This is a genomic window from Ideonella sp. sgz306126, from assembly GCF_056032705.1.
Window position 1 is genome coordinate 140028 of sequence record NZ_JBVYWP010000001.1, and the last position, 22903, is coordinate 162930.

Annotated in this window: 20 protein-coding genes; 6 read left to right on the plus strand and 14 right to left on the minus strand. The window is 70.0% G+C overall.

Annotated elements, in window-relative coordinates; translation table 11 throughout:
* Window positions 1-54: 54 nt before the first annotated feature.
* From hutC to AC0N04_RS00625, 5 genes are read left to right on the plus strand one after another with little or no spacing between them, the layout of a single operon-like run.
* Entirely contained in the window at window positions 55-774 is a 720-nt protein-coding gene (hutC, locus tag AC0N04_RS00605; RefSeq protein ID WP_474277573.1) for a histidine utilization repressor, read from the plus strand.
* The gene (locus AC0N04_RS00610; protein ID WP_474277575.1) at window positions 771-1385 is read left to right on the plus strand and encodes a HutD/Ves family protein; all 615 of its coding nucleotides are present in this window, start codon (window positions 771-773) and stop codon (window positions 1383-1385) included. The genes hutC and AC0N04_RS00610 overlap by 4 nt, the downstream gene beginning before the upstream one ends.
* Window positions 1382-2632 (plus strand): imidazolonepropionase, encoded by a 1251-nt coding sequence (hutI, locus tag AC0N04_RS00615; protein WP_474277577.1) that lies wholly within the window; start codon window positions 1382-1384, stop codon window positions 2630-2632. Before AC0N04_RS00610 ends, hutI begins: the two co-directional genes overlap by 4 nt.
* Window positions 2629-3450 (plus strand): N-formylglutamate deformylase, encoded by an 822-nt coding sequence (gene hutG / locus AC0N04_RS00620; protein ID WP_474277579.1) that lies wholly within the window; start codon window positions 2629-2631, stop codon window positions 3448-3450. The genes hutI and hutG overlap by 4 nt, the downstream gene beginning before the upstream one ends.
* Entirely contained in the window at window positions 3447-4841 is a 1395-nt protein-coding gene (locus AC0N04_RS00625) for a formimidoylglutamate deiminase (RefSeq protein WP_474277581.1), read from the plus strand. The genes hutG and AC0N04_RS00625 overlap by 4 nt, the downstream gene beginning before the upstream one ends.
* Before the next feature lie 26 nt (window positions 4842-4867).
* On the opposite strand, the gene AC0N04_RS00630 is transcribed toward AC0N04_RS00625, so the two are convergent.
* From AC0N04_RS00630 to AC0N04_RS00695, 14 genes are all read right to left on the minus strand, one after another.
* Window positions 4868-6601: a methyl-accepting chemotaxis protein gene (locus AC0N04_RS00630; protein ID WP_474277582.1), complete on the minus strand. Its 1734-nt coding sequence runs from the start codon at window positions 6599-6601 to the stop codon at window positions 4868-4870.
* Between the two features lie 199 nt (window positions 6602-6800).
* Window positions 6801-8156: a cardiolipin synthase ClsB gene (clsB, locus tag AC0N04_RS00635; protein ID WP_474277584.1), complete on the minus strand. Its 1356-nt coding sequence runs from the start codon at window positions 8154-8156 to the stop codon at window positions 6801-6803.
* Entirely contained in the window at window positions 8153-8959 is an 807-nt protein-coding gene (locus AC0N04_RS00640; protein ID WP_474277586.1) for an endonuclease/exonuclease/phosphatase family protein, read from the minus strand. The genes clsB and AC0N04_RS00640 overlap by 4 nt, the downstream gene beginning before the upstream one ends.
* 9 nt (window positions 8960-8968) lie before the next feature.
* A complete protein-coding gene (gene nudB / locus AC0N04_RS00645) occupies window positions 8969-9454 on the minus strand; it encodes a dihydroneopterin triphosphate diphosphatase (RefSeq protein ID WP_474277588.1) in 486 nt (161 codons plus the stop codon).
* Between the two features lie 50 nt (window positions 9455-9504).
* Complete coding sequence (locus AC0N04_RS00650) at window positions 9505-10437, minus strand: UbiA family prenyltransferase (protein ID WP_474277590.1); 933 nt, start codon at window positions 10435-10437, stop codon at window positions 9505-9507.
* A gap of 103 nt (window positions 10438-10540) precedes the next feature.
* Window positions 10541-12331, minus strand: coding sequence for an aspartate--tRNA ligase (aspS, locus tag AC0N04_RS00655; protein WP_474277592.1), 1791 nt, complete (start codon window positions 12329-12331; stop codon window positions 10541-10543).
* A gap of 128 nt (window positions 12332-12459) precedes the next feature.
* Complete coding sequence (locus tag AC0N04_RS00660) at window positions 12460-13128, minus strand: DUF502 domain-containing protein (protein ID WP_474277594.1); 669 nt, start codon at window positions 13126-13128, stop codon at window positions 12460-12462.
* A 78-nt stretch (window positions 13129-13206) separates the two neighbouring features.
* Window positions 13207-13518 carry an FmdB family zinc ribbon protein gene (locus AC0N04_RS00665; RefSeq protein WP_474277596.1) on the minus strand — a complete coding sequence of 104 codons (312 nt, stop codon included), beginning with the start codon at window positions 13516-13518 and terminating at the stop codon, window positions 13207-13209.
* Window positions 13519-13594: 76 nt separating this feature from the next.
* Window positions 13595-15160, minus strand: a complete 1566-nt coding sequence (ubiB, locus tag AC0N04_RS00670; RefSeq protein ID WP_474277598.1) for a ubiquinone biosynthesis regulatory protein kinase UbiB — start codon at window positions 15158-15160, stop codon at window positions 13595-13597.
* Between the two features lie 14 nt (window positions 15161-15174).
* Window positions 15175-15687, minus strand: coding sequence for a hypothetical protein (locus AC0N04_RS00675; protein ID WP_474277600.1), 513 nt, complete (start codon window positions 15685-15687; stop codon window positions 15175-15177).
* Window positions 15688-15717: 30 nt separating this feature from the next.
* Entirely contained in the window at window positions 15718-16449 is a 732-nt protein-coding gene (gene ubiE, locus AC0N04_RS00680) for a bifunctional demethylmenaquinone methyltransferase/2-methoxy-6-polyprenyl-1,4-benzoquinol methylase UbiE (RefSeq protein WP_474277602.1), read from the minus strand.
* An 18-nt stretch (window positions 16450-16467) separates the two neighbouring features.
* Window positions 16468-16869 carry a gamma-butyrobetaine hydroxylase family protein gene (locus AC0N04_RS00685; RefSeq protein ID WP_474277604.1) on the minus strand — a complete coding sequence of 134 codons (402 nt, stop codon included), beginning with the start codon at window positions 16867-16869 and terminating at the stop codon, window positions 16468-16470.
* A complete protein-coding gene (locus AC0N04_RS00690; protein WP_474277606.1) occupies window positions 16866-17267 on the minus strand; it encodes an HIT family protein in 402 nt (133 codons plus the stop codon). The genes AC0N04_RS00685 and AC0N04_RS00690 overlap by 4 nt, the downstream gene beginning before the upstream one ends.
* Window positions 17268-17326: 59 nt before the next feature.
* Window positions 17327-21313: a DUF3683 domain-containing protein gene (locus tag AC0N04_RS00695; protein ID WP_474277608.1), complete on the minus strand. Its 3987-nt coding sequence runs from the start codon at window positions 21311-21313 to the stop codon at window positions 17327-17329.
* A 251-nt stretch (window positions 21314-21564) separates the two neighbouring features.
* Here AC0N04_RS00695 and ugpB point away from each other — a divergent pair, with 251 nt between their 5' ends.
* Window positions 21565-22875, plus strand: a complete 1311-nt coding sequence (ugpB, locus tag AC0N04_RS00700) for a sn-glycerol-3-phosphate ABC transporter substrate-binding protein UgpB (RefSeq protein WP_474277610.1) — start codon at window positions 21565-21567, stop codon at window positions 22873-22875.
* Window positions 22876-22903: the final 28 nt, after the last annotated feature.

Consider the following 22903-nt stretch of genomic DNA (forward strand, 5'->3'; position numbering starts at 1 on the left):
GCTGGGGTTGCACTCTACTTGTCTAGACAGGCTTATGCAAGTAGGATTCGCTCCATGGTCACCTCCACCCCCGCCTCGCTGGCGCCGTACGCCCGCGTCAAGCAGCACCTCAAGGACCGCCTGGCCGCGGGCGACTGGCCGGCCGGCGTGCTGATGCCGTCCGAAGCAGAACTGGTGGCGCAGTTCGGCGTCAGCCGCATGACGGTCAACCGCGCGCTCAAGGAATTGCAGGCCGAGGGTCTGGTCGACCGGGTCCAGGGCGTGGGCAGTTTCGCCGCGCAGCTGCACCGGGTGTCGTCGATGCTGCAACTGCGCGACCTGCACGAAGAGATCGCCGAGCGGGGCCACCAGCACAGCGCCGTCGTGCACCTGCAGGCCGAGGAGCCGGCCGGGGATGCGCTGGCGGCCCAGCTGGGCCTGGCACCCGGTGCGCCGGTGTTCCACACGCTGATCGTTCATTTCGAGAACGGCGTCGCGCTGCAGTGCGAGGACCGCTACGTCAATCCGGCGGCGGCGCCGCACTACCTGGCGCAGGACTTCAGCCGTACCACGCCGACGAATTACCTGTTCGAGGCCACTTCGCTGTGGCGCGCCCAGTACGCGATCCAGGCCGCCCAGCCGACGGCGCAGGAGGCGCGACTGCTGGGCATCGCCCGGACCGACGCCTGCCTGGTGATCGTGCGCCGCACCTTCAGCCGCGAGGCCCCGATCACGCTGGCGCGGCTGGTGCACCCGGGCCAGCGCTACCAGCTGGACGGGCAGTTCACGCCATGAACCGTCCCGCCGAATCCCCCGCTTGCGCGGTCCTGCATGGCGTCCGCCTCGACGACTGCGCCCCGCAGCCCTGGCGCAATGGCGGCGGCTTCACGCAGGAGCTGCTGACCTGGCCCGCCGGCCAGGCCGAATGGGCCCTGCGGGTCAGCGTCGCCGAGATCCACCAGGACGGCCCGTTCTCGCCGTTCGCCGGCGTCGAGCGCGTGTTCGCCGTGCTGCGCGGCGCCGGCGTGCAACTCAGCCGCGCCGGCGCCACCCATCGGCTGACGCCGACCAGCGCGCCCTGGCATTTCGACGGTGGCGAGCCGCCGATGTGCACCCGGCTCGCAGGCGCCAGCCAGGACCTGAACCTGATGGTACGGCGGGGCGCCGGGCGCGCCGGCATGCGGCGGGTGGCGGCCGGCGAGGCGCCCTGGCCCGCCGGGCCCCGCTGGCGCGCCGTCTACCTCGCCGAGGGCGCGGCCCGCTTGCAGCGTGGCGACGCGCCTGCCGACTTGCTACCAGCCGGCACGCTGGCCTGGAGCGAGGCCTGCGCGCAGGCCTGGCACCTGCAACCGCTGCACCCGGCCACCCAGGCGTTGTGGCTGTGGCTGGACGGAGACCCCCGATGACCTCTTCCCCGACACCCGGCGTCACCCTGTGGCGCGGAGCCCACCTGGCCACCCTGCGCGCCGGCCAGCCCTGGGGCTGGATCGCCGATGGCGCGCTGCTGGCCGAGGCCGGCCGCATCCGCTGGGTCGGCCGTGCCGCCGACCTGCCGGCCGGCCTGAGCGTCGACGCCGAGCACGAGTTGGGCGGCGGCGTGCTGACGCCCGGCCTGGTGGACGCCCACACCCATCTGGTCTACGGCGGCCACCGGGCGGCCGAGTTCGAGCTGCGGCTGCAGGGCGCCAGCTACGAAGACATCGCCCGCGCCGGCGGCGGCATCCGCTCGACGGTCGCCGCCACCCGCGCCGCGCCCGACGCGCTGCTGCTTCAACAGGCGCTGGCCCGCGCGCTGGCGCTCCGTGCGGAAGGCGTGACGACGGTCGAGATCAAGTCCGGCTACGGCCTGAGCGAGGAGCACGAGGCCCGCTGCCTGCGGGTGGCGCGCCAGATCGGCGCGCACACCGGCCAGACGGTGCGCACCACCGCGCTGGCCGCCCATGCGCTGCCGCCCGAATTCGAAGGCCGGCCGGACGACTACATCCGCGCAGTCTGCGACTGGCTGCCGCGCTGGCATGCGCAGGGGCTGGTCGACGCGGTCGACGCCTTCTGCGAGCCGATCGCGTTCACGCCGGCCCAGGTCGAGCGGGTGTTCCTGGCCGCCCTGGCCCAGGGCCTGCCTGTGAAACTGCATGCCGAGCAGCTCAGCGATTCGGGTGGCGCGGCGCTGGCCGCGCGCCACGGCGCGCTGAGCTGCGACCACCTCGAATGGCTGTCGCCCGACGGCATCCGTGCGATGGCGGCCGCCGGCACCGTGGCGGTGCTGCTGCCCGGCGCGTTCTACTTCCTGCGCGAAACGCGGCTGCCGCCGGTGCAGGCGCTGCGCGAGGCCGGCGTGCCGATCGCCATCGCCACCGACCACAACCCGGGCTCGTCGCCCACGCTGTCACCGCTGCTGATGCTGAACATGGCCTGCACGCTGTTCCGCCTGACGCCGGAAGAAGCCCTGGCCGGCATGACGCGCCACGCCGCCGCGGCACTGGGCCTGGGCGGGCAGTGCGGCCAGCTCGCCCCCGGCCTGCGGGCCGATCTGGTCCATTGGGCGGTGGACCACCCCCGCCAACTGGCCTACGCCTTCGGCCAGCGGCCGGCCTGCCGCGTCTGGCTGGCCGGCCGCGAAGCCCTCACCCCCCTTGTGGAAGCCTCGCCATGACCCCGGATGCCCCCTACACCCTGCAGCGCGGCCGCACGCCGCTGCTGATCAGCGTGCCCCACGCCGGCACCTTCATTCCGCCCGAGCTGCGCCACCACTACACCGAGCGGGCGCTGCAGGTCGAAGACACCGACTGGCTGCTGGACCAGCTCTACGCCTTCGCGCTGCCGCTGGGGGCCGGGCTGCTGGCACCGCGCTGCTCGCGCTACGTGATCGACCTGAACCGGCCGCCCGGCGATGCGCCGATGTACCCCGGCGTCAACAACACCGAGCTGTGCCCGACCCGGCACTTCAGCGGCGATCCGCTGTACCGCGACGGCCACGCCCCCGATGCCGCGGAGATCGCGCGGCGCCGCACCACGTACTGGCAGCCCTACCACGACGCGCTGTCGGGCGAGCTGGCCCGGCTGCGCGCCGAACACGGCCACGCGCTGCTGTTCGACGGCCACAGCATCTGCGCCGAGCTGCCGTGGCTGTTCGACGGCCGCCTGCCCGACCTGAACCTGGGCACGGCCAGCGGCGCCAGCTGCGACCCCGGCCTGCGCCAGGCGCTGGTCGGGGTGCTCGCGGCGCAGCGCAGCTTCAGCCAGGTGGTGGACGGCCGCTTCAAGGGCGGCTACATCACGCGCCAGCACGGCCGACCGGCCGAGCAGGTGCACGCGGTGCAGCTGGAAATGGGCTGGCAGTGCTATTTGGACGACCGCCAGCCTCCCACCGTCCAGACCCGCCTGGACCCGGACCGCGTGGCCCGCCTGCTGCCGGTGCTCGCGGCCCTGATGGACGCGCTGCTGACCTGGCTGCCGGAGCACGCCCGATGAGCCGCGCCGGTCTGTACTGGGCCGAGCAGGCCTGGATGGACGATGGCTGGCGCCCTGCCGTGCTGCTGCGCAGCGACGCCAGCGGCCGCTGGGCCGAGGTGCTGCCCGACACGCCCTGCCCGACCGCCGCCACCCGCCTAGCGGGCCCGGTGCTGCCTGGCCTGGTCGACGCCCACGGCCATGCCTTTCAGCGCGCCTTTGCCGGCCTGGCCGAGCGCCGCGAACAAGTGCATGACGATTTCTGGAGCTGGCGCGAACGCATGTACCGCGTCGCCGGCGCCGTCACGCCGGACGACCTGCAGGCCATCGCCACCCAGCTCTACCGCGAGCTGCTGTGCGGCGGCTACACCCAGGTCTGCGAGTTCCACTACCTGCAGCACCAGGCCGACGGCACACCGTACGCCGATCCGTGGGCGATGAGCCAGGCGCTGATCGCCGCCGCCGACGCGGCCGGCATCGGCCTGACGCTGCTGCCGGTGCTGTACGAGCGGGCCGGCTTCGCCCAGCCGACGCTGCAGCCCGGCCAGCGCCGCTTCCGCCTCGATGCCGACGGCGTCTGGGCGGCGCAGCGCGCGATCTCGGCGCAGAGCCATGTGACGCTGAACGCCGGCGTGGCGATCCACTCGCTGCGCGCCGCGGCCCCCACCTCGATCGGCCGCCTGCGGCAGCTGGCCGACGCGATGGACGGGCCCGTCCACATCCATGTCGCCGAGCAGACCGCCGAGGTCGACGACTGCCTGGCCGCCACCGGCCAGCGGCCGATCGAATGGCTGGCGAACCAGGGCCTGCTGGATGCGCGCTGGCAACTGGTGCATGCCACCCACGCCACGCCGGCCGAGATCGACGCGGTGGCGCGTGCCGGCAGCGCGGTGGTGATCTGCCCCAGCACCGAGGCCAACCTTGGCGACGGCCTGGCCGACCTGCCGCGCTGGCTGGCGGCCCGCGTCGGCCTGGCGATCGGCTCGGACAGCCACGTCACGCGCGATTGGCGCGAAGAAGTGCGCTGGCTGGACTACGGCCAGCGCCTGGCACTGCGCCAGCGCAACGTCGGCGCGGCCCCCGGCCAGGGGCAACCCAGCACCGCGGCACGCTGGTGGCAGCAGGCGCTGGCGGCCGGTGCCGGCGCCGCCGGCGCATCGGCCTGGGGCCTGCGGCCGGGCGCACGCGCCGACCTGCTGGTGGCCGACGCCGGCGACCCGGCGCTGGCCGGCCTGCCGGCCCAGGCGATGCTGGATGCGCTGGTGTTCTCCAGCCCGACGCGGCCCTGGCGCGATGTGATGGTGGCGGGCCGCTGGTCGGTGCGCGATGGCCGGACGCCGGGCGGCATCGACGGCGTCGCGCGCTTCGCCGCGGTGATGCGGCGGCTGTGGCCGGTCGGCGCGCCCGCCTGAACGACGTCAGGACGCGCGCCGCGCGATCAGAAGCTTTCCCAGTCCTGCCCGGCCGCCGGGCTCGCCACGGTCTCGGCCAGGGCCGGCGACGCCTGCGGTGCGAGCTTGGCGTCGGACGCCGGACGCGCCACGCCCTTCGCACGGGACGCGACGGGCTGCGGCTGCAGGGCCGGGCGCGCAGCCGCCGGGACGGCCGCCACCGGAGCGACCGCGCCGGCCTGGCCGAGCTTGAACAGCGCCACTGCTTGCACCAGCTGCCGCGCCTGCGTCTTCAGGCTTTCGGCCGCGGCCGCGCTTTCCTCGACCAGGGCGGCGTTCTGCTGGGTCACCTTGTCCATCTGGCTCACGGCCTCGCCGACCTGCGACACGCCCTGGCTTTGCTCGGTGCTCGCCGCACTGATCTCGCCCATGATGTCGGTCACCCGCTTGATCGAGCCGACCACCTCGGCCATGGTCACGCCGGCGCGGTCCACCAGCGCCGTGCCCTGATCGACGCGCTCGACGCTGGCGCCGATCAGGCTCTTGATCTCCTTGGCGGCCTCGGCCGAGCGACCCGCGAGGCTGCGCACCTCGGACGCCACCACCGCGAAACCACGGCCCTGCTCGCCCGCCCGCGCGGCCTCCACCGCCGCGTTGAGCGCCAGGATGTTGGTCTGGAAGGCGATGCCGTCGATCACGCTGATGATGTCGGAGATCTTCTTCGAGCTGTCGTTGATGCCCTTCATCGTGTCGACGACCTGGCTCACCACCTCGCCGCCCTTGATCGCCACGGTCGAGGCCCCCAGCGCCAGCTGGTTGGCCTGGCGGGCGTTGTCGGCGTTCTGCTTGACGGTCGAGCTGAGCTGCTCCATCGAGGCCGCGGTCTCTTCGAGGGCGCTGGCCTGCTCCTCGGTGCGCTGGCTCAGGTCATGGTTGCCCTGGGCGATCTGCACGCTGGCGGTGGCCACCGATTCGGAATGGCTGCGCACGCTCGACACGACCTTGATGAGGTTGGCCTGCATCGTGGCCATCGACCGCAGCAGGCGCGCGACCTCGTCGTCCCCGTCGACATGGATGGTCTTGGTCAGGTCGCCGGCGGCGACCGCGTCGGCCACGTCGACCGCGTGGCTCAAGGCCCTGGACATGCTGCGGATCAGCCAGTAGCCGAACACCGCGGCCAGGGCAACGCCGGCCAGGATCGCGACGATGGCGGCGGCGCGGATCGTCTGGTAGCGCGCCACCGCGGCCGCATAGGACGCCTGGGCGCCGTCGAGCTGCATCTTCATCAGCGAATCGATGTTCGCCCGCACCGGCTCGTAGAGCGGCCGGATGTGCTCGATCACCACCTGCCTCGCTCCGGCGATGTCGTCGGCGCGAAGCGCCGCGATCGCCGGCTTCAGGCCTTCGACGACGAACTTCTTGCGATCGTCGGCAAAGAGCTGGGCGAGGCGGGCTTCTTCGGGCGACAGCTGGTTGGCGCTGTAGCCGTCCCATTGCCTGCTGATGGCGGCGATGTTGGCCTCGACCTCGGCCGTGTTCTTCGCGATTTCCTGCGGCGTCGGGGTGATCAGCGAATTGGCGATCGCCAGGCGGTTGCTCAGCAGCAGACGCTGGATCTCGGCCACCTGGCTGATCGGCACCGTGCGTTCCGCATAGACCGAGTGGAGCGCATCGTTGGTGCGCGAGATCCCGAACAGGCCGACGCCGCCGATGGCGACCAGCAGCAACGACAGGATGCCGATCATCAGCATCAGGCGCGTCGAGATATTGAGTTTGTTCATGGCGATGGTTCCTTGTCGGGCTTCAGGTGGCGCGAAGCGTTGCCAGGGTTCGGTCACCCCGTGTTTGATCCACGTCAGACAATGTCGGCCAAGTCAGCCCAGGACTTGAGCCGAATTGAGGGGTAAACCACGGCCAGTTGATGGCGGGCGCGTGCATCGCGCCGTCGCCGCCGGTGTCGCGACCAGGTCCAGGGACCGCTCAGTACCGCCCGCTGAGCCCCGCCATGCGCAGGTACCAGTGCGCCGCCCAGGCGACGAAGCCGCGCCGCAGCACCGCCATCGCCCCCTTGCGGTAGGGCGCCACGGTGACCCGGCGCGAGACCGCGACGGCCTGGTCGAAATGGCGCGCCAGGGCTTCGCTGAACGGCCCGTCGCGCACCACCACGTTGGCCTCGAGGTTCAGCAGCAGCGACAGCGGATCGATGTTGGAGCTGCCCAGCGTGGCCCAGTCGCCGTCCACCACGCCCAGCTTGGCGTGCAGGAAGGCGGGGGTGTATTCGTGGATCTCGACGCCCTCGGCCAGCAGTTCGTCGTACAGCACCTGCGCCGCCAGCGCCGCGAGCCGGTAGTCGACCTTGCCCTGCAGCAGCAGGCGCACCTGCACGCCGCGTCGGGCCGCCTGGACCAGCGCGCGGCGGAATGCCCGGCCCGGGTAGAAGTACGGCGTGACCAGCTCGATGCGCAGCCGCGCCTGGCGGATCGCCTCGATGTAGCTGCGCTCGATCGCGCGGCGCTGGCGCACGTTGTCGCGCACCAGGAACGCCACCTGGACCGGGGTCGCGTCCGGCGCCGGCGTGGTGTCGGGCCCGAGGATGCGCAACTGCCGCAGCAGCTGGCGGGCGCCTTGCAGCGGCACCGGGCTGCGGGCGAGGGCCCGCATTTCGTCGCGCCAGTCGTGGCCGAACATCGCCCGGCTCCACATCGCACGCGCGGTCTGCACCACCGGCCCGACCGCGGGACCGCGCAGCGCGACCGCGAAATCCAGCCGCGGCGTGTCGGTGGCGCCGTGGTTCAGGTCGTTGCGGTCGTCGATGATGTTGATGCCGCCGACAAAACCCAGCTCGGCGTCGATCACGCAGAGCTTCTGGTGCAGGCGCCGCAACTGGCCCGGCTGCAGCCAGTTCCACCAGCGCTCCAGCGGCCGGAACACCGTCAGCGACACGCCATGCGGCACCAGCCACGCCTGCAGGTGACCCAGGCTGTGGTGCGAGCCGAAGCCATCGACCACCACCCTCACCTGCACGCCGCGGCGGGCCGCGGCGGCCAGCGCATCGGCGACGCGGCGCGCGGCCTCGTCGTCATGGAAGATGTAGGTGGCCAGCCAGACCTCGCGCCGGGCACAGGCCACCGCGTCGATCAGCGCCGGAAACAACTCGTCGCCGCCGCGCAGCAGGGTGACGGCGTTGCCGCCGCTGAACTGGGCCCGCGACTGGCCGTACCAGAACGGCAGCGGCTCGATGCCCGCATCGGCATCGGCCACCTCGCTGCGCTCGGCCTCCAACCCAGCCTCCCGCTCGGCTGCAGGCGTGGGCAGGGCGGATGGCCTGGCGCTCACGCCGGCTCCAGCTCGACGATCAGCGGCAGGTGGTCCGACATCCTCGCCCAGGCGGCACCGCGCGGCACCGAGGTGCCCAGGCAGCGGAAGCCGCGCAGATAGACCCGGTCGAGCGCGAACACCGGCACGCGCGACGGGAACGTCAGCCGCTGCGAGATCCGGCCTGCGGGCGCCACCGCGCGGTTCAGGCCGCAGGCGGCCATCGGCGCGTCCAGCCGCTCGCCCCAGTCGTTGAAGTCGCCGGCGACCAGCAGGGGCTCGCCCGCCGGCACCTCGGCCTCGATGAACTCGGCCAGGCGCTGGGCCTGGCGCACCCGGCTGCTGTGGATCAAGCCGAAATGGGCCACCACCGCATGCAGCTTCAGCCCCTGCCAGGTCACCGGCACATGCAGCAGGCCACGCTGCTCGAAGCGGTGGTCCGACACGTCGTGGTGGCCGATGTCGCCGATCGGCCAACGCGACAGCAAGGCGTTGCCGTGCTCGCCGTCGCGGGTGATGGCGTTGCTGCGGTAGGCCGACGCATAGCCTTCCGGCGCCAGGAATTCGGCCTGTCCCGCGTCGGGCCAGCCCAGCCAGGTCTGGTCGAAGCGGCGCGCGTCGCGGGCGTGGAACAGCCGCACCTCCTGCAGGCACACCAGATCGGCGTCCAGCGCCTCGATGCCCAGCCCGAGGTTGTGGATCTCCAGGCGCTTGCGTGCGCCGATGCCGCGCACGCCCTTGTGGATGTTGTAGGTCGCGACCCGCAGCACGTTCGAGGTGTGCAGGGTGGTGGCGAACGAGGAGGAGGGTTTGGTGCTGCGCATCGGCGGCTTTCAGCCCGCGCCCGTGAAGCGGGGCAGTTGCAGGATGGCCTCGGCGTTGGACGGCGAGAAGCAGCGATCCGCCGCCTCGCGCCAGGGCCACCAGGCGTAGGCGGTGTGCTCGCGCGGCGCCAGGCGCACCGCGGTGCCGGCCGGCACGCACAGGCCGAAGACATGCTCGGTGTTGTGGGTCACGCCCGGCGCGTAGCGGTGGCGCCAGCGCGGGTAGATCTCGTAGACGTTGGCCAGCTGCCAGTCGCGCAGCGCGCGATCGGGCACCTCGGCCGAGCCGACGACGATGCCCGTCTCTTCCTCGACCTCGCGCCGGCAGGTCAGCGCCAGCGGCTCGTCGATGGCGTCCTTCGAGCCGGTGACGCTTTGCCAGAAGCCGGGCGCGTCGGCGCGTTCGATCAGCAGCACGTCCAGCGCCGGGGTGTGGATCACCACCAGCACCGATTCAGGGATCTTGCTCGGACGGATCAGGGCGGCTTCGCTCATGGTGCGATGCTAGCGTGCGGCGGCCCCGGCCGCCGCCGCGCCGCATCAACTCAGCGCAGCCGGGCGATCGCGACGAAGGCCGCCGTCAGCAGCGCGCCGTGCAGCACCGCCGCCGCGATCGACAAGGCCATCACCGGCCGCAGCCGCGCCACCTGCCGCGCACGCAGCGCCAGCCCGAGCGCGGCCGCCACCGACAGCGGCAGCGAGCCCAGGGCCCACCACGCCGTCGAAGGCAGCCAGTCGGCCCACCACCACACCGCCAGCCACGCATGGGCGAACAGCACCAGGGCCGCGTAGACGGCGGCCGACACCGTCGGCCCCAGCCGGACCACCAGGGTGCGCTTGCCGGCCGCCGCGTCGGCCCGGGCATCGGGGAATTCGGCCGCCCACAGCACCGCCGCCACCAGCAAGGCGATGCTGACGCCCGAGATCGCCGCGATCGCGCTGAAGGCGTGGCGCTGCACATAGTCGGCACCGACGACGATCAGCCACCACCCCAGCGCCACCGCCCCCTCGCCCAGCCCGCGGCCCATCAGCGCCACGCCCGGGCTGGAATAGGCCCAGCCCAGCGCCAGGCCGGCCAGCCCCACCAGCAACAGCCCCGGGCCCGCCCGCGCGGCCAGCAGCAGTCCACCGCCCACCACCCCCATCGCCAGGACGCGGGCGGCGTCGCGCATCTGCCCGGCGCTGAATTCGCCGTCCTGGATCACGCGCGAGCCGCCGCTGAACGGGAACAGGCGCTCGGTGTTCAGCGCGTCGGAGCCGCCGATCGCGTCGCCGTAATCGTTGTACAGGTTCACCGCCGCATGGGTCAGCAGGGCCAGCACGACGGTGGCCACCGCGCCCGCCGGGTCCCAGCCGCAACCGCAGGCCTGGGACTGTGCGATGCCCGCCAGCGCGGCCACCAGCGTCACCAGCAGGAAGCCGGGCCGGCTGGCGGCGAGCCAGCGGATCACCACCGGACGACGGTGAACCGGCGTCATGGCGTGCGCCCGCCCGGGGTCTGGCCGGCTGCGGCCCCCGGCGCGATGCCGAAAGGCACAAAGGGGCCCCGGAGGACCCCTTGACGCCCCACGCCGGCCACGCTCAGGCAGCCGTCTGGGTGTTGCGCAGGCGGATGTGCAGCTCGCGCAACTGCTTGTCGTCGACGTTGCTCGGGGCCCCGGTCAGCAGACACTGGGCACGCTGGGTCTTGGGGAAGGCGATCACGTCGCGGATCGATTCGGCCTTGGTCATCAGCGTGACCAGGCGGTCCAGGCCGAAGGCAAGACCGCCGTGCGGCGGCGCGCCGTACTGCAGCGCGTCGAGCAGGAAGCCGAACTTGACCTGGGCGTCTTCCTTGCTGATGTTCAGCGCGCTGAACACCTTGCTCTGCACCTCGGCGCGGTGGATACGGATCGAGCCGCCCCCCAGTTCCCAGCCGTTGAGCACCATGTCGTAGGCCTTGGCGATGCAGGCGCCCGGGTCCGTGTCCATCAGGTTCTCGTGGCCGTCCTTGGGCGCGGTGAACGGGTGGTGCACCGCGTTCCAGCGGTTCTCCTCGTCGTCGTGCTCGAACATCGGGAAGTCCACCACCCACAGCGGCGCCCACTTGTCCTCGAACAGGCCCTTGGACTTGCCGAATTCGCTGTGGCCGACCTTGATCCGCAGCGCGCCGATCGCGTCGTTGACGATCTTGGCCTTGTCGGCGCCGAAGAAGATCAGGTCGCCGTTGCAGGCGCCGGTGCGCGCCAGGATCTCGGCGATGGCGGCGTCGTGCAGGTTCTTGACGATGGGCGACTGCAGGCCTTCGCGGCCCTTGGCGACGTCGTTGACCTTCATCCAGGCCAGCCCCTTGGCGCCGTAGATCTTGACGAACTCGGTGTAGCCGTCGATCTCGCCGCGGCTCATGTCGGCGCCACCCGGCACCTTCAGGGCCACCACGCGGCCGCCTTTGGTGGTGGCGGGGGTGGAGAAGACCTTGAAGTCCACATCCTTCATCACGTCGGTCAGCTCGGTGAACTGCAGCCTGACACGCAGGTCGGGCTTGTCCGAGCCGTACTTGTGCATGGCGTCGGCGTAGGTCATCACCGGGTACACCGGCAGGTCGACGCCCATCGCATTGCGGAACACGGTGCGGATCATGCCTTCGAACATCGCGCGGATCTCTTCCTCGCCCAGGAACGAGGTCTCGATATCGATCTGCGTGAACTCGGGCTGGCGGTCGGCGCGCAGGTCTTCGTCGCGAAAGCACTTGGTGATCTGGTAGTAGCGGTCGAAACCGGCCACCATCAGCAACTGCTTGAACAGCTGAGGCGATTGCGGCAACGCGAAGAAATGACCGTCGTGCACGCGGCTGGGCACCAGGTAGTCGCGCGCACCCTCCGGCGTGCTCTTGGTCAGCATCGGGGTCTCGATGTCGACGAAGCCGTTGGCATCGAGGAACTTGCGCACCTCCATCGCCACGCGGTAGCGCAGCATCAGGTTCTTCTGCATCTGCGGGCGGCGCAGGTCCAGCACGCGGTGCGTCAGGCGCACGGTCTCGCTGAGGTTGTCGTCGTCGAGCTGGAACGGCGGCGTGACGCTGGGGTTGAGCACCTCCAGCTCATGGCACAGCACCTCGATCTTGCCGCTGACCAGGTTGGCGTTCTCGGTGCCGGCCGGGCGCGCACGCACCTTGCCGACGACCTTCAGGCAGAACTCGTTGCGCACGCCCTCGGCGGTCTTGAACATGTCGGCGCGATCGGGATCGCAGACGATCTGCACCAGGCCTTCGCGGTCGCGCAGGTCGATGAAGATCACGCCGCCATGGTCGCGGCGGCGATGGGCCCAGCCCATCAGGGTGACGGTTTCGCCCATCAGCTTCTCGCTGACCAGGCCGCAGTAGGTGGTTCTCATCGGTGCACTCCGGTGATTCGTGGATTCGGATGGGGCTGTGCGGCGGGAACGCCGGCAGCCGATGTGGGCGAGCGCCTTCGGGGGGTGGGGTGTGGGCGACCCTCAGGGCTGACGACCGGGCGAGGCCGTCAGCCCGCCCGATTGGGGTCGGCCCCCTCCGGGCTGTCGGGCCCGGACTCGGCAAGGGGCGTCGGCGCGACCACCCCCATGGAAATGATGTACTTCAGCGCTTCGTCGACGCTCATGCCCAGCGGCTTGACGGCCGAGCGCGGCATCAGCAGGAAGAAGCCCGAGGTCGGGTTGGGCGTGGTCGGCACGTACAGGCCGACGTGCTCGCCCGGCAGCTGCCGGGCGACCTCGCCGCCGGGCTGGCCGGTGACGAAGGCGATCGTCCAGGACCCGGCGTGCGGGTACTGCACCAGCACCGCTTCGCGGAAAGCGTTGCCGTTGCTGGAAAACAAGGTGTCCGAGACCTGCTTGACCGAGCTGTAGATCGATTTGACGATGGGGATGCGGCTCATCAGCGCGTCCCATTGCCGCAGCCACCACTGGCCGAAGATGTTGGTGACGAAGATGCCCGTCATCAGCATCAGCGCGAGCATCACCACCACGCCCATGCCGGGCATGTGGCGCAGGCGCTCCAGGTCGTCGTAGGCGCTGTGCGGCAGCAGCGCCTGGGTGACCGACAGCACCGCGGCGAACATGCCGTCCATCAGGCCGAGCACCCACAGCAGCACCCAGATGGTGATCGCCAGCGGGAGCCAGGTCAGCAGACCGGCGATGAGGTATTTCTTCACGGTGCAGGGTTCATGCGGCGAGGCATGCCGTTGGGGGTAAGGCCATCGCCCACGGGCAGCGAGGTGGCGCCCGGCCGGTCAATGGCAGGCGCAGGAGCCGCCGCACGGGGTGGCCGGCGATGCGCTGCTCGGGGCTGCCTCGGCCGCCGGTGCGGCAGTTGCATCGGCAGCGGCGGCCGCCGGGGCCACGGCGGTGGCCGTGCCGCCGCCGTTGCGGAAATCGGTCGCGTACCAGCCCGAGCCCTTGAGCTGGAAGCCGGCCGCGGTCACCTGCTTCTGGAACTGATCGGCACCGCACTGGGGGCAGACCGTCAGCGGGTCGTCGGACATCTTCTGCAGCACATCACGCGAATGGCCGCAGGCCGCGCAGCGATAAGCGTAGATCGGCATGGCAACACCTTGGGGTCAAAACTTTCAATTATAGGTGGGGGTCATGACGGCCGCTTCAAGTTGACCGTCATGAAGGCTACGCTCCGGCATGGGCCGCCAGCTGCATCACCAAACGCGCCGCCACCGCCCCCAACAGGAAGCCGCAAGCCGACCAGATCAGCCCGCTGAGCAGGCGATTGGTGCGGCGCTGCTCGCTGACCAGCGCCGCGAGCATCGGCGCGGTATCGGCGGGTCGGTGCTGCAACTGCTGGTGCAGCAGGCGCGGCAGCTCGGGAATCAGCCGGGCGTACAGCGGCGCCTCGTCCTTCAACCGGCGCAGCAGCGCGCGCCAGCCGACCTGCTCGTTCATCCAGCCTTCAAGAAAGGGCTTGGCGGTCGTCCACAGGTCGAGCTCCGGATCGAGTTCGCGCCCCAGGCCTTCGACGTTGAGCAGCGTCTTCTGCAGCAGCACCAGCTGCGGCTGGATCTCGACGTTGAAGCGGCGCGAGGTCTGGAACAGCCGCAGCAGCACCTGGCCCAGCGAGATGTCTTTCAGCGGCCGGTCGAACTGCGGCTCGCAGGTGGCGCGCACGGCCTGCTCCAGCTGTTCGATGCGGGTGCCCGGCGGCACCCAGCCGGACTCCACGTGCAATTCGGCCACGCGCTTGTAATCGCGCCGGAAGAAGGCGATGAAGTTCTGCGCCAGGTAGTTCTTGTCGACCTCGGTCAGCGTGCCGATGATGCCGAAATCCAGCGCGATGTAACGCCCGACGTGGCCCGGATCGATGCTGACCTGGATGTTGCCGGGATGCATGTCGGCGTGGAAGAACCCGTCCCGAAAGACCTGGGTGAAGAAGATGGTCACGCCGTCGCGGGCCAGCTTCTTGATGTCGACACCGGCGGCCCGCAGCCGCTCGACCTGGCTGATCGGCACGCCTTTCATGCGCTCCATCACGATCACGCTGGAAGTGCACAGGTCCCAGTGCATCTCGGGCACGATGATCAGCGGCAGGTCGGCCATGTTGCGGCGCAGCTGCGCGGCGTTGGCGGCTTCGCGCACCAGGTCCAGCTCGTCGTGCAGGTAGGTGTCGAACTCGGCCACCACCTCGCGCGGGCGCAGCCGCCGGCCATCGGCCGACAGGCGCTCGACCCAGCGCGCCAGCGTGTGCAGCAGCGCCAGGTCGTCGTCGATCACGTCGAGCATGCCGGGACGCAGCACCTTCACCGCCACCTCGCGGCCGTCTTTCAGCGTGGCGAAATGCACTTGCGCGATCGAGGCGCTGGCGACCGGTTCGGCGTCGAAGCTGCCGAACAGCTCGCCGACCGGCTTGCCCAGCGCCTGCTCGATCAGGCGCTGCGACTGCGCCGCCGGGAACGGCGGCACGCGATCCTGGAGCTTGGCCAGCTCGACGGCGATGTCGGACGGGATCAGGTCGCGCCGGGTCGACAGCACCTGGCCGAACTTGATGAAGATCGGCCCCAGGTGCTCCAGCGCGAGACGCAGGCGGACGCCTCGCGGCGTGTCGTCGAAATTCCGGCCCACGGTCATCACGCGCGCCAGCCAGCGCACCCGGCGCTGGCTGAAGCCGGACAGGGCCAGATCGTCGATGCCGAAGCGCAGAAAGGTGAAGACGATGCGGATCAGCCGCAGCACATAGCGCATGGCGGCCGGGCTCGTCAGGCTTTGCGCAGCACGCCGGCCACGCCCTGGGCGAGCGACTTGGCGGTGGCCAGTGCCCGTTCACCGGCGCGGGACACGGCATCGGCCACCACGGGCCCGAAGACGCGCTCCAGATCGGCGGCCAGGTCCCAGCGCACGTTGGCGATGACCCAGTTGACGTCGGCCGCCAGGCCGGCATCCCCCTCGATCTGGACCGCCGGCAGGCCGCCCTCCACCACGCGGCGCGCGCTGTCCAGCGGCTGCGAGGCATCGACCCGCAGCCGCAGATCGGGCACGTCGGTGGAATCGCCGGCGTCTTCCAGCAGGCCCGCTGGCGTGATGCGCAGGGCCAGCGGCGGCGGTGGAGGCAGCGGCACGCGCCAGCCTTCCACCTCGACCTTCAGCACCCGGCCGTGGTGGGTCTTGAGCCGTTCGGTGGCTGGCGGCGCGGCCGCCAGCACATGGTTGGCCAGCAGCACGAAGCGGGCGGTGGCCGCGGGCAGCACGAGATCGATCAGGGGGTTCGCCATGGGCGTCGATTGTAGAAGTCGGAGCTCAGATCAGCACTTGATGCCGACGTGCAGCGCGACCACGCCGGCGCTCAGGTTGTGGACGTCGACATGGCCGAAACCGGCCGCCTTCATCATCGCCTTCAGCGTGGCCTGGTCGGGGTGCATGCGGATCGACTCGGCCAGGTACTTGTAGCTGGCGGCATCGCCCGCCACCCACTGACCCAGCTTGGGCAGGATGTTGAACGAGTACCAGTCGTAGGGCTTTTGCAGCGGCGCGGCGACCTTGGAAAACTCCAGCACCAGCAGCCGCCCGCCGTCGCGCAGCACGCGCGCCATCTCGGCCAGGGCCGCCTCCTTGTGCGTCATGTTGCGCAGGCCGAAGGCCACGCTGACCAGGTCGAAGCTGCCGGTCTTGAACGGCAGCTTCTCGGCGTCGCAAATCGTCGTGGGCAGCGACAGGCCTTCGTCGAGCAGCCGGTCGCGGCCGGTGCGCAGCATCGCCTCGTTGATGTCGGTGTGCACCACCTGGCCACGCTCGCCCACCTTGCGGGCGAAGGCACGCGCGAGGTCGCCGGTGCCGCCGGCGATGTCCAGCACCCGGTCACCCTCCCTCAGGTTGGCCACCGCGACGGTGTAGGCCTTCCAGGCGCGATGCATGCCCATCGACATCAGGTCGTTCATCACGTCGTACTTGGACGCGACCGAGTCGAACACGCTCCTGACCTTGTTGGCCTTGACGCTCTCGTCGACGGTCTCGAATCCGAAATGGGTTTGCGGCATGGGGGGCTCCGTCAAGAATCAATGGTTGCCGCAGGCGGCACCGGCCTTGGGCGGCATCGGGGCGTCGCGGTCCAGGCCAGCCTGCTGAAGACGCTGCTCGTAGCGAGCCCACAGCTGGGCTTGCTCGGCACCGAGGCGGTACAGGTAGTCCCAAGTGAACAGGCCGGTGTCGTGGCCATCGTCGAAACTGGGCTGGATCGCGTAGTGACCGACCGGCTCGATGGCCAGGATGCCGACCTGGCGCTTGCCGGTCTGCAGCGTCTCCTGCCCCGGGCCATGTCCCTGGACCTCGGCCGAGGGCGAGTAGACCCGCATCAGTTCGAACGGGATGCGAAAGGTCTGGCCGTCGGAAAATCCGATCTCCAGCACCCGGCTGGCCTGGTGCAGGGTCAGCGAGGTCGGCGTGTGCGAGGCGGTCATGGGGTCTCTCCGTGGCGGTCGTTCAGGGCCAGGTGCATGCGGCGGTCGAGTTCGTCGAAATCCACCGCCAGGCGCCCGGTGGCGGGCGGCTCGGGCGTGCGCTGCCGCAGGCCCCAGATGGGCTGGGGGAAATGGCTGTCCCAGTCGAACCGGGCGATCACGTGCCAGTGCAGGTGCGGCACCATGTTGCCCAGCGCCGCGAGGTTGATCTTGGTCGGCGCCAGCGCCTGGCGCAGCACCCGTTCCACCGCGACCACCGCGCTCATCAGGTGATCGCGGTCGGCCGGCGCCAGCTCGCTGAATTCGGCCACGTGCCGGGTCCAGATCACGCGGTAGAAGGCGGGAAACTCGGGCGCATCGAGCACCCGCACCACGCGCAGCCGAGCATCGCGGAACACCGTTTTCCAGCCGGCCCTGTCCGTGGGCTCGCACAATTCGCAGGCGACGGCGTGCAGGCTCACACCAGCACCCGTTCGATGCCGCCCGCGTTGGCACGGGCCACGTAGTCCTCGAGCCAGCGCTCGCCGATCAGCAGCCGGGCCATCTCGACCACGATGTAGTCGGCCTGCAGCAGACCGTTCTGGAGGTCGTCGCCATAGCGGGTCAGGCCTTGCAGGCAGCTGGGGCAGCTGGTCAGGATCTTCAGGTCCTGCCCGGCACCAACCCGCCCGCTGGCGCGCAACTCGGCTTCGCCCTTGCGGATTTCCTCTTCCTTGCGAAAGCGCACCTGGGTGGCGATGTCCGGCCGGCTGACGCCCAGCGTGCCGGACTCGCCACAGCAGCGCTCGCTCTTGACCACGCCGTCGCCGACCAGGGCCTTGACGGTCTTCATCGAGTCCTGCAGCTTCATCGGGTTGTGGCAGGGCTCGTGGTAGAGGTAGCCGCCCGTGGAGTCGGGCAATGTGATGCCCTTCTCCAGCAGGTACTCGTGGATGTCGACGATGCGACAGCCGGGGAAGATGTCCTCGAACTTGTAGCCCTGCAGCTGGTCGTAGCAGGTGCCGCAGCTGACCACCACGGTCTTGATGTCCAGGTAGTTCAGCGTGTTGGCCACGCGGTGGAACAGCACCCGGTTGTCGGTGATGATCTTCTCGGCCTTGTCGAACTGGCCCGAGCCGCGCTGCGGATAGCCGCAGCACAGGTAGCCGGGCGGCAGCACGGTCTGCACGCCGGCGCGCCACAGCATCGCCTGGGTGGCCAGACCGACCTGGCTGAACAGCCTCTCCGAGCCGCAGCCCGGGAAATAGAACACCGCCTCGGTCTCGGGCGTGGTCGCCGCCGGGTCGCGGATGATGGGGACGTAGTTCTTGTCCTCGATGTCCAGCAGGGCGCGCGCGGTCTTCTTGGGCAGCCCCCCCGGCAGCTTCTTGTTGATGAAGTGGATGACCTGTTCCTTGACCGGCGCGGCCCCGACCGTCGACGGCGGCGCCTGGGTCTGCTTGCGGGCCGCCAGCTTCAGCACGTCGTGCGCCAGCCGCTGGGCCTTCATCGCCACGCCCACCATCGCGCCTCGGGCGAGCTTGATCGTCTGCGGATGGGTGGCGTTGAGCATGAACATCGCCGCCGCGTTGCCGGGGCGGAAGCTCTTCTGGCCCATCTTGCGCAGCAGGTTGCGCATGTTCATCGACACGTCGCCGAAATCGATCTTCACCGGACAGGGGCTCAGGCACTTGTGGCAAACCGTGCAGTGGTCGGCCACGTCCTCGAACTCCTCCCAGTGCTTGATCGACACGCCGCGCCGGGTCTGTTCCTCGTACAGGAAGGCCTCGACCAGCAGCGAGGTCGCCAGGATCTTGTTGCGCGGGCTGTAGAGCAGATTGGCGCGCGGCACGTGGGTCGCGCAGACCGGCTTGCACTTGCCGCAGCGCAGGCAGTCCTTCACCGAGTTGGCGATCTCGCCGATGTCGCTCTGCTGCATGATCAGCGACTCGTGCCCCATCAGCCCGAAGCTGGGCGTGTAGGCGTGGCTCAGGTCTGCCGGGTGAACGTAGTCATCAAGCCGCGCGGCTTGATCGCCGGGCCGCCCCAAGATCAAGCCACCCCCTTGGGGGGCGACCGTCGCTTGCGAGGGTCTGGGGGCCCTGAGCAGCTTGCCCTTGTTGAAGCGGCCTTCCGGATCGACCCGGGCCTTGTAGGCGCTGAAGTCGGCCAGCTCGTCGTCGGTCAGGAATTCGAGCTTGGTGATGCCGATGCCGTGCTCGCCGGAAATGACGCCGCCCAGCGAGCGCGCCAGCACCATGATGCGGGCCACGGCTTCATGCGCCGTCTGCAGCATCTCGTAGTTGTCGGAGTTGACCGGGATGTTGGTGTGCACGTTGCCGTCGCCGGCATGCATGTGCAGCGCCACCCAGACACGGCCGCGCAGCACCTCTTTGTGGATGCGCTTGGCTTCGTCGATCACCGGCAGGAAGGCCGAGCCGGCAAACAGCACCTGCAGCGGCCGCAGGATCTGGCGCTTCCACGAGGCGCGCAGCGACTGGTCCTGGATCTGGTCGAAGAAGCTGCGGCCCACGTCGGCCTGCACCACGTCCAAGCCCTGTTTCCACCACTGCCACTGGGTGCGCACCTCGCGGATCAGCGCCAGCGCCTGCTGCACCCGGTCTTCCAGCAACTCGGCGCTGGGAATCTCGTTGGCATCGTCGGTCTTGCCCAGCGGCAGCTCGCGGCGCTCGAACAGCAGCTCCAGTTCGTCGGCCAGCGCGATCTTGTTGCGCAGGCTGAGCTCGATGTTGATGCGCTCGATGCCCAGCGTGTACTCGCCCATGCGTTCGAGCGGGATCACCACGTCCTCGTTGACCTTGAAGGCGTTGGTGTGCTTGCTGATCGCGGCGGTGCGCTTGCGGTCGAGCCAGAACTTCTTGCGCGCGTCGGCACTGACCGCGACGAAGCCCTCGCCCGAGCGGCCGTTGGCCAGGCGGATCACTTCGCTGGTGGCGCGTGCCACCGCGTCGGCATCGTCGCCGACGATGTCGCCCACCAGCACCATCTTGGGCAGGCCGCCGCGCTTGCTCTTGGTGGCATAGCCCACGGCCTTCAGATAGCGGTCGTCCAGGTGTTCCAGGCCGGCCAGGATCGCGCCCCCCGGCCGCTTCATCTCGTCGAACATGAAGTTCTTGATCTCGACGATCGACGGCACGCACTGGATCGGGTTGCCGAAGAACTCCAGGCACACCGTGCGCACGTGGGCCGGCATGCGGTGCACCACCCAGCGCGCGCTGGTGATCAAGCCGTCGCAACCCTCTTTCTGCACGCCCGGCAGACCGGCCAGGAACTTGTCGGTGACATCCTTGCCTAGGCCTTCCTTGCGGAAGACGCGGCCGGGGATGTCGAGCCGCTCGGTGCGCTCCAGCTTCTTGCCGCCGGCATCGAAGTAGCGCAGCTCGAAGCTCGCCACCTCCACGTCGTGGATCTTGCCCAGGTTGTGGTTCAGCCGCACCACCTCCAGCCATTTGGCGTCGGGGGTCACCATCTTCCAGCTGGCCAGATTGTCCAGCGCGGTGCCCCACAGCACGGCCTTCTTGCCGCCCGCGTTCATCGCGATGTTGCCGCCGATGCAGCTGGCCTCGGCCGAGGTCGGGTCGACGGCAAACACGAAACCCGCCCGCTCGGCCGCATCGGACACGCGCTGCGTGACCACGCCGGCGCCGGTCCACACCGTGGGCACGGGCGCGGCCAGCCCCGGCAGCGCCACATGCTCGACCTCGGTCATCTGTTCGAGCTTCTCGGTGTTGATCACCGCACTCTTCCAGGTCAGCGGCACCGCGCCGCCGGTGTAGCCGGTGCCGCCGCCGCGCGGCACGATGGTCAGGCCCAGTTCGACGCAGGCCCCCACCAGCCCGGCCATCTCGGCCTCGGTGTCCGGCGTCAGCACCACGAACGGGACCTCGACCCGCCAGTCGGTGGCGTCGGTCACGTGCGAGACGCGCGACAGGCCGTCGAACTTGATGTTGTCCTTGCCGGTGTGCCGGCCCAGCAACTTGCGGCAGCGCTGGCGCAAGGCCGACACGTCGTCGAAGCGCCGCGCAAAGCGGTCCACCGCCGCCCGCGCGGCCTGCAGCAACTCGCCGACCGCGGCGTCGCGCGCCAGGTCGTCGGCCGGCCTGCGGCGCTTCTCGACCTCTTCCAGACGGTGATGCAGCGCGGCCGTCAGCAAGGCCCGGCGCTTGGGGTTGTCGAGCAGGTCGTCCTCGAGGTACGGGTTGCGCTGAACCACCCAGATGTCGCCCAGCACCTCGTAGAGCATGCGGGCCGAGCGGCCGGTGCGGCGTTCCTCGCGCAAGCGGTCCAGCACCGCCCAGGCTTGCGCGCCCAGCAGGCGCAGCACGATCTCGCGATCGGACAGCGACGTGTAGTTGTACGGGATCTCGCGCAGCCGCGGCGCCGCGGTGTCGCGGGCCGGGCTGGCATCGGCAGCAAGGGAAACGGTGGGAAGCGGTGCGTTCATGGCGGGCAGGCCACACCGGCTGGGCCACGCGGCCACCGGCACCTGTCTGGGGCACGTGAGGGCGAATCGTACCGCAGCGCAGCATCCCCGCCGCCCGGTACGGGCTCCCGCCCGCCGGGCCCGGGTCGACGGCGACCTACGGGTCCTCCCGCTTGTCCGCGATGTCGTCGGCGTGCCACAAGACAGTCCTGTCACAAAAGGCTGCCAGACTGGCGCCCTTCCGCTCTGAAGCTGTCTGTACGGAGACCCTGATGCAACTGAAATCCCTCGCACTGGCCGCTGGCCTCCTGGCCGGCATCGCCTCGTCGGCCCACGCCCAGGTCGAAATCCAATGGTGGCATTCGATGACCGGCGCGCTCGGCGACCGGGTCACCGAGATCGCCAATGGCTTCAACGCCAGCCAGCACCAGTACAAGGTGGTGCCGGTGTTCAAGGGCACCTACCCGGAGTCGATGACCGCGGCCATCGCGGCCTACCGCGCCGGCGACCCGCCGGCCATCGTGCAGGTCTTCGAGGTCGGCACCGCGACGATGATGTCGGCCAAAGGGGCGATCAAGCCGGTCTACCAGCTGATGAAGGAATCCGGCCTGCCCTTCAACCCCAAGGCCTACCTGCCCGCGGTGGCCGGCTACTACACCGACCGCCAGGGTCACATGCTGTCGATGCCGTTCAACGCCTCGACCCCGGTGTTCTACATCAACGAAGACGCTTTCCGCAAAGCCGGCCTGGCGCCGGTGGCGCCCAAGACCTGGAAGGAGTTCGCGGTCACCGCCGGCAAGCTCAAGGCCAGCGGCCAGAGCTGCGTCTACACCACGGGCTGGCCGGCCTGGGTGCAGGTGGAGAACTTCAGCGCCTGGCACAACCTGCCGATCGGCACGCTGGAAAACGGCATCGGCGGCGTCAAGACCGAGCTGAAGATCAACGCCCCGGCGCAGGTCGCGCAGATCCAGATGCTGGCCGATTTCGCCAAGAACGGCTGGTTCACCTATGCCGGACGCAAGAGCGAAGGCGAAGCCAAGTTCTACAGCGGCGAGTGCGCGATGATGACCTCCAGCTCGGCGGCGCTGGCCAATATCCGCCAGAACGCGAAGTTCAAGTTCTCGGTCCACTTCCTGCCGTACAACGACGCCATCCCCGGCGCGCCGCAGAACACCATCATCGGCGGCGCCAGCCTGTGGGTGATGGGCAAGAAGTCGCCTGCCGAATACAAGGGTGTCGCGCAGTTCTTCAACTACCTGTCGAACACCGACCTGCAGGTCAACTGGCACGAGAAGACCGGCTATGTGCCGATCACGCTGGCCGCCTACGAGGCCGCGCGCAAGTCCGGCTATTACGACAAGAACCCTGGCGCCGACGTCGCGATCCGCGAGCTGGACAACAAGCCGCCCACCGCCAACTCCAAGGGCCTTCGCTTCGGCAACTACGTGCAGGGGCGCGACATCATCGAAGAAGAAATGGAAGCGGTGTTCGCCGGCAAGAAGACCGCCCAGGCCGGCATGGATGAAGCTGTCCAGCGCGTCGACGAGCAGTTGCGCCGCTTCGAGGCCACGGCCAAGGAATAAGGCCCGGCGCCGCCGCTGCCGCCCCCGG